The following is a 13788-nucleotide window of genomic DNA, read 5'->3' as shown; positions in this document are numbered from 1 at the left end:
CTACCGTTTTTATTTTTTGAAAGATTTAATATACAATTAAAATTTATATTTTGGCATATCAATTGCTACATAGTGAAAATATAAAAAATTGTAGAATTTGGAGGATATTGTTATGAAGTCAGCTTATAAAGGATATGAAGCTTATAGTTATTTAGAAAAGGGAAAAGATATTTCATATATTGAGATGTGTAAAGGAGATAAGAGAGTAAAAGAGTACCTTATCGAGTTAGATGATGTTCAAGAAGCTAAGGTTAAAAATATAGTAGATAACAAAATATTTATATCACTACATGAACATCCAGTTTTATTTCCAGAACACTTAGAAAGAGATATATTTGAATACAATAGAGAGGGCAAACAAAGATGTGCTTATGAAGCATTATCAAGAGGATATTACGATGCTATATTTGATAATTTAATGGATGGTGTATGTACAATAACATCAAATGCAGGATGGAAGTGGGATGATATATTAATAGATTTAGGTATGAGGTTATGTGATTTAGCACACCAAGATTTTGTTATAAAGTGTGAAAAAGTGGAGGATATATACAGAGCTAAAAGTGAAGGTAAAGTGGCATTAATACCAACACTAGAAGGGGCAGCACCAATAGAGAATGAACTTGATAGAATAGATATACTATATGGATTTGGTATAAGGTTAATGGGTATTACATACAGTGAATCCAATGCACTAGGCTCAGGATTAAAAGAAGAAAAAGATGGCGGTCTTACAAATTTTGGTAGAAAAGCTGTTGAAAGAATGAATAAGATTGGAATGGCAATAGATTGTTCTCATGTTGGAGTACAGACAACACTTGATGTTATAGAGTATAGTAAGGACCCAATAATATTAAGCCATGTTGGGGCAAGAAGTTTATGGGATACAAAGAGACTAACTCCAGACGAAGTGCTAATAGCATGTGCTAAAAAAGGAGGGGTTATAGGTGTAGAAGCAGCACCTCATACTACGATAACTGAGAAAAATAAAGAACATTCAATAGAGTCATTTATGGAGCATTTTGAGTATATTAAAAATTTAGTAGGAATAGATCATGTGGCTTTTGGGCCAGATACAGTATATGGTGACCATGTAAAATTACACTCAGTACTAGCTGCTAGATTTGATATAAAAAAGATAACAGGTACAAAAGAACATCCAAAAGTAGAATACGTAAAAGGTCTTGAGAATCCAACTGAGACTTCAAAAAATATTGTTAGATATCTAGTAAAACATGGTTATAGTGATGAGGAAATAGAAAAGGTACTAGGTGGAAATATACTTAGGGTATTGAAGCAGGTATGGAAATAAGTAAATAGAGTAGAAGTATTAATAAAATTTGAGGATTTGTAGGGAGGTTTTATAAATGGATTATTTAAAATTAGCTAATCATCCACTCTTGTGGATAGCAAGTACAGTAGCAGTATCAATAGTAGTAGTACAGTCACTTATATTTGCTATAAAGTCTTGTAAAGTTGGTAAAACAATGGGAATAACAGATAAACAAATAAAGTCAGCTGTCAAAAGTAGTGCTATTTCAGCTATAGGACCTTCAATGACTATATTTGCTGGAATGGTATCACTTATAGTTACTATGGGTGGACCTATAGCATGGATGAGACTATCTTTTATAGGTTCTGTAATTTTTGAATCTATGTCAGCTGGATTTGGTACAGATGCATTAGGTATAACTTTGGGTTCTTCTGAAATGACAAAACTTGCATTTACAAATGCAGTTTGGACTATGATACTGGGTTCTTTAGGATGGATAATATTCACATTACTATTTGGACATAAACTAGACAAGATAACCAATGTTATATCTAGTGGAAAGAAATCATTTATACCAATAATATCTTTAGGAGCTATGCTAGGTTCATTTGCATATCTAAACGCTGATAGGGTGTTGCGTTTTGATAATGGTACAATCGCATGTATAAGTGGGATGGTTATAATGATAATATTATGTATGCTTGAAAAGAAGAAAAATATAAAATGGTTAAGAGAGTGGGGGCTTACAATATCAATGTTTAGTGGAATGATAATAGCTTCAATAATATAAAGGGGGGGGAGTTTTATGAGTAAAGTAAAATCTATATACAATGAAGAATACTTACCTTTTATGATAAGGTATGGAAGATTGACATTATCTTTGGGTATTATAGCAGCATTGGTACCTGGAATAATTTTGAGTTTTGGATTTGGTCTTATGCCTCCAATATCAGCACTATTGGCAAGCACGATGGCAATTGTTAGTATGAGTGCACCAAACTATATAATAGAACCAGTTTCTTATTCGCCAATTTTAGGTATACCAGGAACTTATATGAGTTTTCTTTCTGGGAATATATCTAATATGAGGCTACCATGTTCAATAGCAGCTCAAAAAGCAGCAGAAGTTGAATCAGGAACAGAAGAAGGTTCAATAATATCTACAATAGGTATAGCCGTATCTATTTTAGTGAATATAAGTATATTAACGATAGGAGTAATTCTAGGAGGAAGTGTATTATCTAAGATTCCAGCTGAAGTAGTAGAGAAACTAAATTTAATCTTACCAGCTCTATTTGGGTCAGTATTTGGACAAGTATTTTTACAAGATAAAAAATTAGGTTTAGTAGCAATAGTAATATCTGTATTGACTATTATATTATCAAAGCAAGGTATAATACCTCAGTCTTTAGTAGTTCTTATATGTGTATTTGGAACTATATTAATTGCAAGAGCTCTGTATAAAGATAAGCTTAGCGATTAACAATAGTGAAATGATAATAAGTTTTTAAATATAATAATTTACTTTTAAGGTATAAAAAATTACAATGAATATTACTAAAAATGTGGCTTTAGGGAGGGAGTATCTTGATATACGATTTAATCTTAAAAAATGGATTTATAGTAGATGGTACGGGAAATACTGGTTTTTATGGAGATATAGCAATTAAAGACAACTTAATAGTTAAAATAAATTCTGAGATAAATGAAAATACAAATAAAGAAATTGATTGTTGTGGAAAAGTTATAACACCTGGATTTATTGACCCTCATGTTCATGAAGAGATAGTAGCAATACTAGATGGCAAATTTGAAAAATTCCTAAAACAAGGAGTTACAACAACTATAAATGGTAACTGTGGACACTCTATAACACCATATTCCTCTGAAAATATATATGAATATATGCATAAAAACGGCCTATTACTTGAAGAAGAGAAAAAATATCTTATAGATAAAAATAAATATTGGAATAATTTTACAGAATATTGCGACCTTATATCTGAAAGTAGTATTTCTATTAATATGGGATTTTTATTGGGGCATGGTACTATAAGATGGAGTGTTATGGGAGGGTCTAAAGATAGACCTCCTACAGAAAAAGAAAAAAATGAAATTGCAGAGATAATAAATGATGGCATGAAAAGCGGAGCTTTTGGAATATCTACTGGATTGGCATATATACCAAGTAAGTATGCTGATATCGATGAACTGGTTGATATTGCAAAGTTAATTAAAGAACATGATGGTATATATACATCTCATATTAGAGATTACATAGGAAGATATAACGCAGTAAAAGAAACTATAGAGGTAGGTCAAAAAAGTGGTGCTAGAGTCCAAGTATCGCATTTAAGTCCAGTTGAAGTAGAAGCCTTTGATGAGATATTAAAAGCAAGATACAATGGTGTTGATATAATGGTTGATACAGTGCCAAGAAGTTCTGGGCATTGCATGAAGAAAAAAAGAGTGATTCAATTTATTATGGCAATATCATCTAGTCTATTTGAATTAGGTATAGATGGAGTAATGGAGGCTCTTAGAAATGAAGAGGGAAGAGCGCTTATATTAAAAGAGGCATTTATACTTGGAGATAGAGGGAGTATAATACTCCTAAACACTAAGGATATTGACATGGAAAAGAAATCAATACGTGAAATAGCCATACAAAAAGGTATGGATGAGGACAAGTTATTACTCGATTTACTTTTATATGGAGATGAAGAGCTTATCTTTTGTTTAGGGGGAATGTATAGAGCTGATTTTCCGGATAAATTGCATGATGATAAAATAATTGATAACCCATTTGTTATGGTTGGTTCAGATTGTTTGTTTAGTGTAGGTGGGGATATGTCATGGTTTGAACTACAAAGAAGAGGAGCTTTTCCAATTTTCTTCAATATGTACAGAAAATCAGGTGTAAGACTAGAAGAAATTGTAAGAAGAGTAACCTCATTACCAGCTAGGCAGTTTAAAATAAAAAATAGAGGTATTCTTGAAGAAGGAAAAATAGCTGATATAGCTGTTATTGATATGGAGAACTATAGTTATCCTAGGTCAGAAAATATTGATTTTTCAAATCCACAATTATTAGCTACAGGTGTTGAATATGTAATTGTAAATGGAAAAATTGCATTGGAAGATGGGAAGGTTACTGGTAATCAATATGGTGAAGTATTAAAAAAATAAATTCTTGAAAATAATAGAAATCTAAAAATTAAATAAATACCAAACAAGTAAAGACGAAATTTGAAATTTATTTAAATAAAAATCATGTTTCGTTTTTACTTATAGTAATAAAATTTAATTTATTTTAATAAAAGTGAAGATGCATATAAAAAATATTTCTATTCTGTAGTGAAAAAATTAATATTTTTAAACATTAAATTATGTAGAAAAATTGGATAAATAAAAAATTATATCGTTTTGGGAAAAATACTTTATAAACAAAAAATGATAAAATTATAACGAAAATATGGAAGTTATATTAAAAAAATAATTATATGTTTCATGACTTAAAAATCATAGAAATAATTCAAATTATGTTATATATATTAAAATGATATAAAATAAAATTATGATTTTAAATATATACGTTTGTTGGTTGTGAGTATATGTAAAATATAGTATTTATCACAGTATTACAGTTGTCTGATAAAGAAAATTTCTAACTGCTTAAGAAGAGCTTTTCTACCTATTAGTTAACATAATTTACTTATACAAAATATGATAAATGTAATATAGATAAGTATTATATATTATGGTTATCGTAGAAATATAACATGTAAAATAACTTTAGATTAAGCTATAATTCTTTATATATATCTTATAAAGCTAAGTAAAAATGATAAAAAAATAACATATATTTAAGCATTAAAGAATTTTAATTCTGACTTTGTTCTACAAAATAAGTATTATTTTTATTTTAAGAAATATAAATAAAGTTGAAATTAAATTGTCAGAATAATCTTGACAGTATAAAATCATGACTGTATAATACAATTAAAAATCGGATTAATTACCTAGTTTACAAAAAATAAAAATAATGCTAAAAGCAAACGTTTTATTTTTTTAGTAAGTAATCCTCCGCCACTCCTTAAATTAGAGCTTTTCTAATTTCAAAATGTATAACTAAAACTTCATAATTTAACTGTGCAATATTTATTAGGCTCTAACTTTTAAGGTTACTAATAATTTATTACATAGCTCCATACATTTGGCGGCAATGGCGGGAGCGATAAGGGGTAAGATATGGAAAATTACAAGTATGGATTTAACGACAAGCCAAAGTTTCTAACAGCAATACCGCTTAGTATGCAACATGTTTTTTCTGCTTTTGCGGGTACTATGTCTGGTGCTATTTTAGTAGCTGTTGGCATGGGTCTCTCACTAAGTGAGACTGCATTTTTGATTCAATGTTCGATGTTGATTGCAGGAGTGAGCACCATACTGCAATCTATGGGGATTGGGCCAGTAGGGTCACGGTTGCCAATTGTTACTGGTGGTAGTTTCACCTTTGTAGCACCATTAATTGCCTTAGGTACAAATAATGATGTTGGTATTGCTGGAGCTTTTGGGGCAGTACTTGTAGGAAGTGTAGTTTTAACTTTAGTAGGACCATATGCAGTAAAATATTTGCATAAATATTTTACACCTACGGTTACAGGAAGTGTCGTTTTAGCAGTTGGGTTATCACTTATGAGTTCTTCGTTTGACTATGCAGTATCATTTGATGTTCATAGCCCAGATGTAGTTGCTAATTTTTCTTTAGCTGTATTTACATTGCTGTTGACACTCATTTTAAATCAATTCGGAAAAGGTTTTCTAAAGGTAGCATCCATAATAATTTCAATAGTGATAGGGTATGTAGTAGCAGTTATATTTGGTATGGTTGATTTTTCTAGTATGGCACAAGCAAATTGGTTTGCAATGCCAAAGCCTGTATTTTGGGGGCTGGAGTTCAACTTAGGGGCTATTATGACCATATGTACGATTCATATTGTTACAGTTATGGAAATAATAGGAGATACGACAGGCGTTGTCAGCTCTGTTGAGAATCGATTACCTACACAAACAGAATTGATGAGAGCAGTAAGAGCAGATGGAGTTGGAAGTTGTTTTGCAGCTTTGTTCAATGGACTTCCAGTTATATCAGGTAGCCCAAACATAGGAATAATTTGTATGACAGGTGTTGCAAGTAGGTACATAGTAGCACTTGGAGGAGTAATGTTAGGTATTTTAGCATTTTTCCCAAAGTTTGCACAAATATTAGCTTTAACACCAGACCCAGTTATTGGGGGAACATTAGTTATGATGTTTGGAACAATTGCATCATCAGGTATTAAAGTTATTGGAATGGGTAAAATGACAAATCGCAATATAACAATTTTAGCAATTTCATTAGGTATTGGTATGGGTGGTTATTTTAATCAAGCTGCATTAGCATTTTTACCAAGTATAGTAGTCACTTTAATGACTGGTATATCTGGAACAGCTTTATTGTCTTTAATACTAAATATCATATTACCTAAAGAAAAAGAAGATGTAGTTGAAAGTGAAGTAAGTTGTAAAGCTTAGAGAACGTAATTCTAAAGGATATCCAAGAAGGAGCGCCTTGCTTCTATTTTTTTTACCAAAAATAGGATTGAACTTTGAAGGAAACCTAATAGCTTATAATACAATCTGAAAGGATATCCAAGAAGGAGCGCCTTGCTTCTATTTTTTTTACCCAAAAACCTTAAAAATTTGAATAATCAAAAGATATGATACTCATTTTAATAAAAGTATAATCTGAAAGGATATCCAAGAGGAGCGCCTTGCTCCTCTTTTTTTAGCCATAATTAGAGGGCTTTGTGTGAAAAAGAGTTGAAAAAAGGGCTTAAATAATATAGACAAAGTAATTAAAATCTCAATTTTGTAGAGATATACATAATTAAATTCTGTAGATGGAAGGTGAAGATTATGGAGGTTATTGAACTCGATATAAATGGCAGAGTCAGAGAGGTAGCCATAGAAAATAAGTGGACTTTACTTTATGTCTTAAGAGAAAAATTTAATCTAACTGGAAGTAAATGTGGATGTAGTACAGGTGATTGTGGAGCTTGTAAAATAATTTTAGATGGAGAAGCAGTGAATTCATGTCTGATTTTAGCAAAAAACGCAGTGGGTAAGAAAATCCTGACAATTGAAGGGTTATCAGATGGAGTCAGTATACATCCAATCCAACAAGCATTTATTGATTGTGGAGCTGTACAATGTGGGTATTGTACTCCAGGTATGATAATGTCAGCAAAAGCTTTGTTGGATAAAAATCCAAATCCTTCTGAAATGGATATTAGAAAATCCATAGACAATAATCTTTGTAGATGCACAGGATATGTAAAAATTGTTGAAGCTATACTTTTATCAGCAAAAAGGATGGGAGGTGTGGTATGTGAGTAATGAACTAAGTGTTATAGGTGGAAGAGTTCCAATAAGGGATGCCGTGCTTAAAGCCACTGGTCAACTTAGATATACAGCAGATATGAAAATCCCAAATATGCTATATGCAAAAGTATTATTTAGTCCTGTAGCACATGCAAAAATCAAGAGAATAGATACATCAAAAGCAGAAAAATTAGAAGGAGTAAAAGCTGTAGCTACATATAAAAATTCACCAAGAATAGCTTTTAATAGTGCAATGAGGTTTTATGAGCATGAGTTGCCTGAAGTTGAATACATTTTTGACGATGTTGTTCGTTTTGTGGGGGATAAAGTTGCAGCTGTTGCAGCTGAAGATTTAAAAACAGCTGAAAAGGCATTGAAACTTATTGAAGTTGAGTATGAAGAATTACCTTCAGTATTCAATCCAGAAGAAGCAATAAAAGAAAATGCATATCCAATACATAAAGGCGGTAATAAACTTCCAGAAAATGTGCAAGAATGTGGAAATGTGGAAGAAGCTATGAAAAAAGCTGATTATGTTTTTGAAGATAAATATACACTACCAGCTATACATCATGGAGCTATAGAAACTCATGTTGCTATTGCAGATTATGATTATAGTGGAAAACTTACAGTTTATAGCCCTAATCAAAATACTTTTGCTTTTAGAGTAATATTATCTAAAATATTTGAGTTGCCAATGAATAAAGTAAGATTGATAAGTCCAGCTATTGGTGGTGCTTTTGGAGGCAAATTGGAAATTACTATTGAGCCAATAGTAGCTTTGCTAGCAAAACTATCAGGTAGACCTGTCAAATTAGAGCTTAATAGGAGAGAAACTATAGCCTCAACAAGAACTAGACATGGTGCAGTTGTATATCTAAAAACAGGTGCTATGAAAGATGGTCAAATTATAGCACAAGATATGAAAGTTATTACAAATACAGGAGCATATGCATCAAGTGCCTTAAATGTGATAGGAGCTATGAGCCATAAAGTATTTAAAGCATATAAAATTGAAAATATGAGATACACTGGGATTCCAGTGTATACAAATACTCCAATTGCAGGAGCTATGAGAGGATATGGTTCTCCACAAGCTTTCTTTGCTCAACAATCACAACTAAATAAAATTGCAAAGAAACTCAACATGGATATTTTAGATTTACAACTTAAGAATTTAGTTGAGCCTGATGGAATAGACCAGCGATTTAAAAGACCTCATGGAAATCCAAGACCAATGGACTGTATCAAGAAAGGAATGGAACTATTTGAATGGAAAAAACAGATTAAACAACAAAACGATTCAAGTGGTAGATTCTTAATTGGTATAGGTATGGCAGTTGGTTCACATGGAAATGGATGCTTTGGGGCACATAGAGATATAACAGCTCTGATGCTTAAGATGAATGAAGATGGTTCAGCTGTATTATATACAGGTACTCACGATATGGGAAATGCATCTGTAAGTGTTCAAGTACAAATTATATCTGAAATACTTGGAATAAGCCAAGAAAAAATAGAATGTATACAGGCAGATACAGAAGCATCACCATGGAATCTAGGTGACTATGCAAGTAGAGGAGTATTCGTATCTGGAAATGCAGCTTTAAAAGTTGCAAATTCAGTGAAAAAACAACTTTTAAAAGAAGCATCGCAACTTTTGGAAGAGGATGAGGAATGTATAGAATTAAAAAATGACAAAGTATATTCTATTAAGAATAAAGATAAACAAGCTACATTATGTGATGTCATGATACATGCACAAAGAGTAAATTTAAGGGAAATTATTGGGGTTGAAACATTTGCTTCAAATACTGGTGCAAGTTCATATGGTGCACATTTTGCCAAAGTTGAAGTTGATACAAAATTAGGAAATGTAAAGGTGTTAGAGTATGTGGCAGTACATGATGTAGGAAAAGCACTAAACCCAATGTCTGTAGAAGGTCAGATTGAAGGAGCAATTCAAATGGGAATAGGATATGCGTTGACAGAGGCACTTGAATTTGATGATAGAGGAAGAATAAAGGCTAATTCATTTCGCTCATATCACATGATAAAAGCAAGTGAAATGCCTAAGATAAAAGTAGGGATGATAGAATGTGGAGAACCTGGAGGTCCATTTGGAGCTAAGAGTATAGGGGAATGTTCAGTAGTACCATCAGCACCAGCAGTGGCAAATGCTGTAGCAAATGCATTGAAGTGTGATTTTTATAGTTTGCCATTAAAGAAAGATATTTTACTAGAGAATATAAATATTTAATCTTCTCTTATAAAAAATAGAAAACTATTTAAGAAATTTTAGATATTGTAGTGTAATAATTTTCTCTAGAGTAAGTATAAATTATGTAAATGTAAGGGGTGTGATGGTTGTGGATTTAAGGTTTAGAGATAAAGTTGTTGTGATAACAGGAGCAGGTCAAGGCTTAGGAGCAGGTTTTGCTTTAGATTTTGGTATAGAAGGGGCAATTGTAATTTTGCTTGGTAGAACTAAAAGTAAGTTGGATAGTATTGCAGAGAAAATCATCAAATCTGGCGGTAGAGCATTTGTTTCAGTTTGTGATGTAAGTAACTCTGAAGAAGTAGACAATTGCTTTAAAAATTTAATAGAAAACTTTGGAGTTGTAGATGTTTTGATTAATAATGTTGCTATTCATAAATCATCTCCAGTAATTGACACTACAGCTGAAGAATGGGATGCTCAAATAAAGACGAATTTGAGTGGAACTTTTTATTGTACTAAGGCTGTTCTCAAGACAATGATAGATAAAAGATATGGAAAAATAATAAATATTAGTTCTACAGCAGCAAAGCACTTTTTTCCAGGATTTGGTGCATATGCAGCTTCTAAAGGAGGCGTGGTAAGTTTTACTCAAACTTTATCTGAAGAAGTGAAAGAATATGGAATTAATGTAAACGCAATATATTTAGGAATGACAAATACAGAATATACAAGAAAAAGATTTGACTATGATGATGCAGTTACAATACCACTTGAAGAAATGTTGCAAGTAGAAGAAGTATCAAAGGTTGTGACTTTTTTAGCATCTGATGAAGCTAGTCCAATAATGGGGGCTGCAATTGATGTCTGTGGAAAAAAGGCATAAATAAAATATATTGAGAGGTATAAAAATGATAAGTTTAAATAAAAAGGCAATGGTAGTAGTAAGAGAAATACTGGAAGATGCAGAATCATTAGGATGTGAAGTTATTAAGACAGATTGTGGAGCAACTATAATTGATATGGGTCTAAATTGTAGTGGAAGTTGGAAAGCAGGTGTTTTATTTACCAGAGCTTCTATAGGTGATTTAGGAATAGTAACACTGGGAGATTTTAAATTAAATGAAGAATATTCTTTTTCATCTGTTGAAGTATTCATAGATAAGCCTTTAATTGCATGTATGGGTTCACAGATTGCAGGATGGAAACTGGGTGAAGGAGAGTTTGCAACTATAGGGTCAGGTCCAGCAAGAGCTTTAGCAAGAGTTAAATCAGATTGGTATTTTGAAATGACTCCATATGAAGATGATTATCATGAAGCAGTCTTATGCATTCAAGATGTAAAATACCCTGATGAGAAAACCATTTTAGAAATTGCAAATGCTTGTAGAGTAAAACCAGAAGACACATATATATTGATTTCACCGAGTACATGTATTGTAGCATCAATGCAAGTATCAGCAAGAATCATTGAGCAAGTATGTCATAAAATGTTTGAAAAAAACTTCGATGCAGGTCAAATTGTACTTGCAAGAGGAAAAGCGCCAATAGCACCAATAGTAAAAGATGAAATTAAAACTATGGGAAGAATAAATGATGCATTAATTTATGGTAGTGAAACTGAGTTTTGGGTAGACTCAACTGACACTGCTATTGCAAAGACTATACACCAATTGGCAGGAAAAACATCATCTCCAAATTATGGAGAGTTGTTTGAGGATGTATTTGAAAAAGCAGGAAGAGATTTTTTCTATGTAGACCATGATGTACATTCAATTGGCAAAATACAGATACACAATATAAATACTGGAAAATCATTTTCATCAGGAGAGATAAACTATTCAGCTCTTGAAAGAAGTTTCTTAAAATAAATGATTTAAATTCTATTAGTTTAGGGGGATACAAAATGGTATTAGATAAAACAAGATTAGAAAAATTATACCGTGATATGGTTATGATTCGAAGATTTGAAGAAGTAATAGAAGAGTATGCTGCAAATGGAACTATACCAGGATTTGTGCATTTAAGTATAGGGCAGGAGGCTTGTCAAGCAGGTATAGTAGATGCACTTAGAAAAACAGATTATAAATTTCCAGACCATAGAGGACATGGAACTATAGCACTTTGTGGAACCGACCCAAAACTTGTAATGGCTGAAATATTTGCTAAAGCTACAGGTATAAATGGTGGCAGAGGTGGTTCAATGCATATAAATGATATTGAATGTAGAAATATGGGATTCAATGGAATACAAGGTTCTACGATGGTAACTTGCCTAGGTACAGCTTTTGCATCTGTATATAAAGAAACTGACGATGTTACAGCAGTATTTTTAGGTGATGGCACTTTGGGAGAAGGTACTTGTCATGAAAGCCTTAACATGTCAGCCACATGGAAACTACCAATCATATACTGTTTGCTTAATAATCAGTATGCTATATCTACACACTATACAGATTCTCACCCTCAAAAAGAATTAAAAACATGGGGTGAAGGATACGAGATTCCAAGTTATAGAGTAGATGGTAATGATGTAGAAGCAGTAATTGAGATAGTAGAAAAAGCAGCAGATAGAGCAAGAAAAGGAGAAGGTCCAACGTTGATAGAGTTTCTTACTTATCGTTGGCAAGGTCATTTTGCAGGGGACCCAGCAGCATATAGACCTGAAGAAGAAGTTAAGTACTGGAAAGACAGAGACCCAATAAAGTTAACGAGAAAAATACTTATTGAAAGAGAAGGTATGTCAGACGATGTACTTAAAGATATTGAAGAAGAGATAGAAGATGATGTTCAAGAAATGCTAAGATTCTCATTGGAGAGTCCATCACCAGATGTTAAAGATGCAGTTACACACACATATGTTGATAGAGAGGTGGAAATAAGATAATGGGAAGAAAACTTTCGTATGGAATGGCAATAAATGAAGCACTTCATCAAGCTATGGAAAATGATGATAGAGTTTTTATATTAGGTGAAGATGTCGCTAAAATGGGTGGAGATTTTGGAATTACCAAAGGAATAATGGCTAAATGGCCAAATAGAATCAAGGATACAGCTTTATCTGAGTCAGCTATATTAGGATTATCAAATGGAGCGGCACTTTGTGGACTAAGACCCGTACCTGAGATAATGTTTGCAGACTTTTTAGGTGTTTGTTTTGACCAACTTGTAAATAATGCAGCAAAGCTTAATTTTATGTTTCAGGGAAAAGCTCATTGTCCAATTACCGTTCGTGCTGTACAGGGGGCTGGTATACGTTGTGCATATCATCATTCAGTTTGTGCAGAATCATGGTTTATGAACACTCCAGGGCTTGTAGTAGTTTCACCAACAACACCTTATGAAGCCAAGGGAATGTTACTTTCGGCTATAAAGAACGATAATCCAGTATTATTTTTGGAACATAAAATGCTATATAACGTTAAAGGTGAAGTACCAGTTGAACCATATGAGATTCCTCTATATGAAGCTGAGATTGAGAAAGTTGGTAGTGATGTTACAATAGTAGCTACTCAAATGATGTTAGGTCTAGCACACAAAGCGGCAAATGAACTTCAAAAAGAAGGAATTAATGTAGAAATAATCGACCTTAGAACTGTTTTTCCTTATGACAAAAAAACTATAGTAGAATCAGTAGCAAAAACTAGCAGATTGGTCATTGCTCAAGAAGGACCAAGAGTAGGAGGATGGGCAGCTGAAATATCTGCCATGATAAATGAAGATGTATTTGAGTATCTAAGTGCACCAATAAAAAGAGTTACATCAATTGATGCTCCAGTGGCATATGCACCAGTTTTAGAGGATTTCGTTTTGCCAAAATTAGAAAATCTAGTTAAAGCTTGTAGAGAAGTTATGCAATATTAATCAAGGG

At 32.4% G+C, this 13788-nt stretch carries 11 protein-coding genes; all 11 read left to right on the top strand.

Features of this window, described 5'->3' with window-relative positions:
* Nucleotides 1–112: 112 nt before the first annotated feature.
* The 11 genes from ACTG44_RS16360 (at nucleotide 113) to ACTG44_RS16310 (ending at nucleotide 13781) form a co-directional block, all read left to right on the top strand.
* The gene (locus ACTG44_RS16360; protein WP_479917420.1) at nucleotides 113–1312 is read left to right on the top strand and encodes a dipeptidase; all 1200 of its coding nucleotides are present in this window, start codon (nucleotides 113–115) and stop codon (nucleotides 1310–1312) included.
* Nucleotides 1313–1367: 55 nt separating this feature from the next.
* Nucleotides 1368–2063 carry a DUF5058 family protein gene (locus ACTG44_RS16355; protein WP_021385864.1) on the top strand — a complete coding sequence of 232 codons (696 nt, stop codon included), beginning with the start codon at nucleotides 1368–1370 and terminating at the stop codon, nucleotides 2061–2063.
* A 15-nt stretch (nucleotides 2064–2078) separates the two neighbouring features.
* The gene (locus ACTG44_RS16350) at nucleotides 2079–2756 is read left to right on the top strand and encodes a hypothetical protein (protein ID WP_021385833.1); all 678 of its coding nucleotides are present in this window, start codon (nucleotides 2079–2081) and stop codon (nucleotides 2754–2756) included.
* Between the two features lie 104 nt (nucleotides 2757–2860).
* The gene (locus ACTG44_RS16345) at nucleotides 2861–4462 is read left to right on the top strand and encodes an N-acyl-D-amino-acid deacylase family protein (protein WP_479920836.1); all 1602 of its coding nucleotides are present in this window, start codon (nucleotides 2861–2863) and stop codon (nucleotides 4460–4462) included.
* A gap of 1062 nt (nucleotides 4463–5524) precedes the next feature.
* Entirely contained in the window at nucleotides 5525–6850 is a 1326-nt protein-coding gene (locus ACTG44_RS16340; protein ID WP_479920835.1) for a uracil-xanthine permease family protein, read from the top strand.
* Nucleotides 6851–7234: 384 nt separating this feature from the next.
* Nucleotides 7235–7714: a (2Fe-2S)-binding protein gene (locus ACTG44_RS16335; protein WP_021385912.1), complete on the top strand. Its 480-nt coding sequence runs from the start codon at nucleotides 7235–7237 to the stop codon at nucleotides 7712–7714.
* Nucleotides 7707–9959, top strand: coding sequence for a xanthine dehydrogenase family protein molybdopterin-binding subunit (locus tag ACTG44_RS16330; protein WP_479920834.1), 2253 nt, complete (start codon nucleotides 7707–7709; stop codon nucleotides 9957–9959). The genes ACTG44_RS16335 and ACTG44_RS16330 overlap by 8 nt, the downstream gene beginning before the upstream one ends.
* Before the next feature lie 109 nt (nucleotides 9960–10068).
* The gene (locus tag ACTG44_RS16325; protein WP_479920833.1) at nucleotides 10069–10803 is read left to right on the top strand and encodes an SDR family NAD(P)-dependent oxidoreductase; all 735 of its coding nucleotides are present in this window, start codon (nucleotides 10069–10071) and stop codon (nucleotides 10801–10803) included.
* A 25-nt stretch (nucleotides 10804–10828) separates the two neighbouring features.
* Nucleotides 10829–11788 carry a methenyltetrahydromethanopterin cyclohydrolase gene (gene mch / locus ACTG44_RS16320; protein WP_021385945.1) on the top strand — a complete coding sequence of 320 codons (960 nt, stop codon included), beginning with the start codon at nucleotides 10829–10831 and terminating at the stop codon, nucleotides 11786–11788.
* Between the two features lie 35 nt (nucleotides 11789–11823).
* Nucleotides 11824–12804, top strand: a complete 981-nt coding sequence (locus ACTG44_RS16315) for a thiamine pyrophosphate-dependent dehydrogenase E1 component subunit alpha (RefSeq protein ID WP_479917415.1) — start codon at nucleotides 11824–11826, stop codon at nucleotides 12802–12804.
* Entirely contained in the window at nucleotides 12804–13781 is a 978-nt protein-coding gene (locus tag ACTG44_RS16310; protein WP_479920832.1) for an alpha-ketoacid dehydrogenase subunit beta, read from the top strand. The genes ACTG44_RS16315 and ACTG44_RS16310 overlap by 1 nt, the downstream gene beginning before the upstream one ends.
* Nucleotides 13782–13788: the final 7 nt, after the last annotated feature.

Source organism: Clostridioides sp. LIBA-2809, from assembly GCF_056688965.1.
The sequence above is the reverse complement of the archived record's forward strand: the minus strand, read 5'-3'. Positions and strand labels throughout refer to the sequence as shown.

Excerpts from the sequence above, each read along its gene's own strand:
- ACTG44_RS16360 (WP_479917420.1), top strand. The coding sequence starts at position 113 with ATGAAGTCAGCTTATAAAGGATATGAAGCTTATAGTTATTTAGAAAAG.
- ACTG44_RS16355 (WP_021385864.1), top strand. The coding sequence starts at position 1,368 with ATGGATTATTTAAAATTAGCTAATCATCCACTCTTGTGGATAGCAAGT.
- ACTG44_RS16350 (WP_021385833.1), top strand. The coding sequence starts at position 2,079 with ATGAGTAAAGTAAAATCTATATACAATGAAGAATACTTACCTTTTATG.
- ACTG44_RS16340 (WP_479920835.1), top strand. The coding sequence starts at position 5,525 with ATGGAAAATTACAAGTATGGATTTAACGACAAGCCAAAGTTTCTAACA.
- ACTG44_RS16335 (WP_021385912.1), top strand. The coding sequence starts at position 7,235 with ATGGAGGTTATTGAACTCGATATAAATGGCAGAGTCAGAGAGGTAGCC.
- mch (WP_021385945.1), top strand. The coding sequence starts at position 10,829 with ATGATAAGTTTAAATAAAAAGGCAATGGTAGTAGTAAGAGAAATACTG.
- ACTG44_RS16315 (WP_479917415.1), top strand. The coding sequence starts at position 11,824 with ATGGTATTAGATAAAACAAGATTAGAAAAATTATACCGTGATATGGTT.
- ACTG44_RS16310 (WP_479920832.1), top strand. The coding sequence starts at position 12,804 with ATGGGAAGAAAACTTTCGTATGGAATGGCAATAAATGAAGCACTTCAT.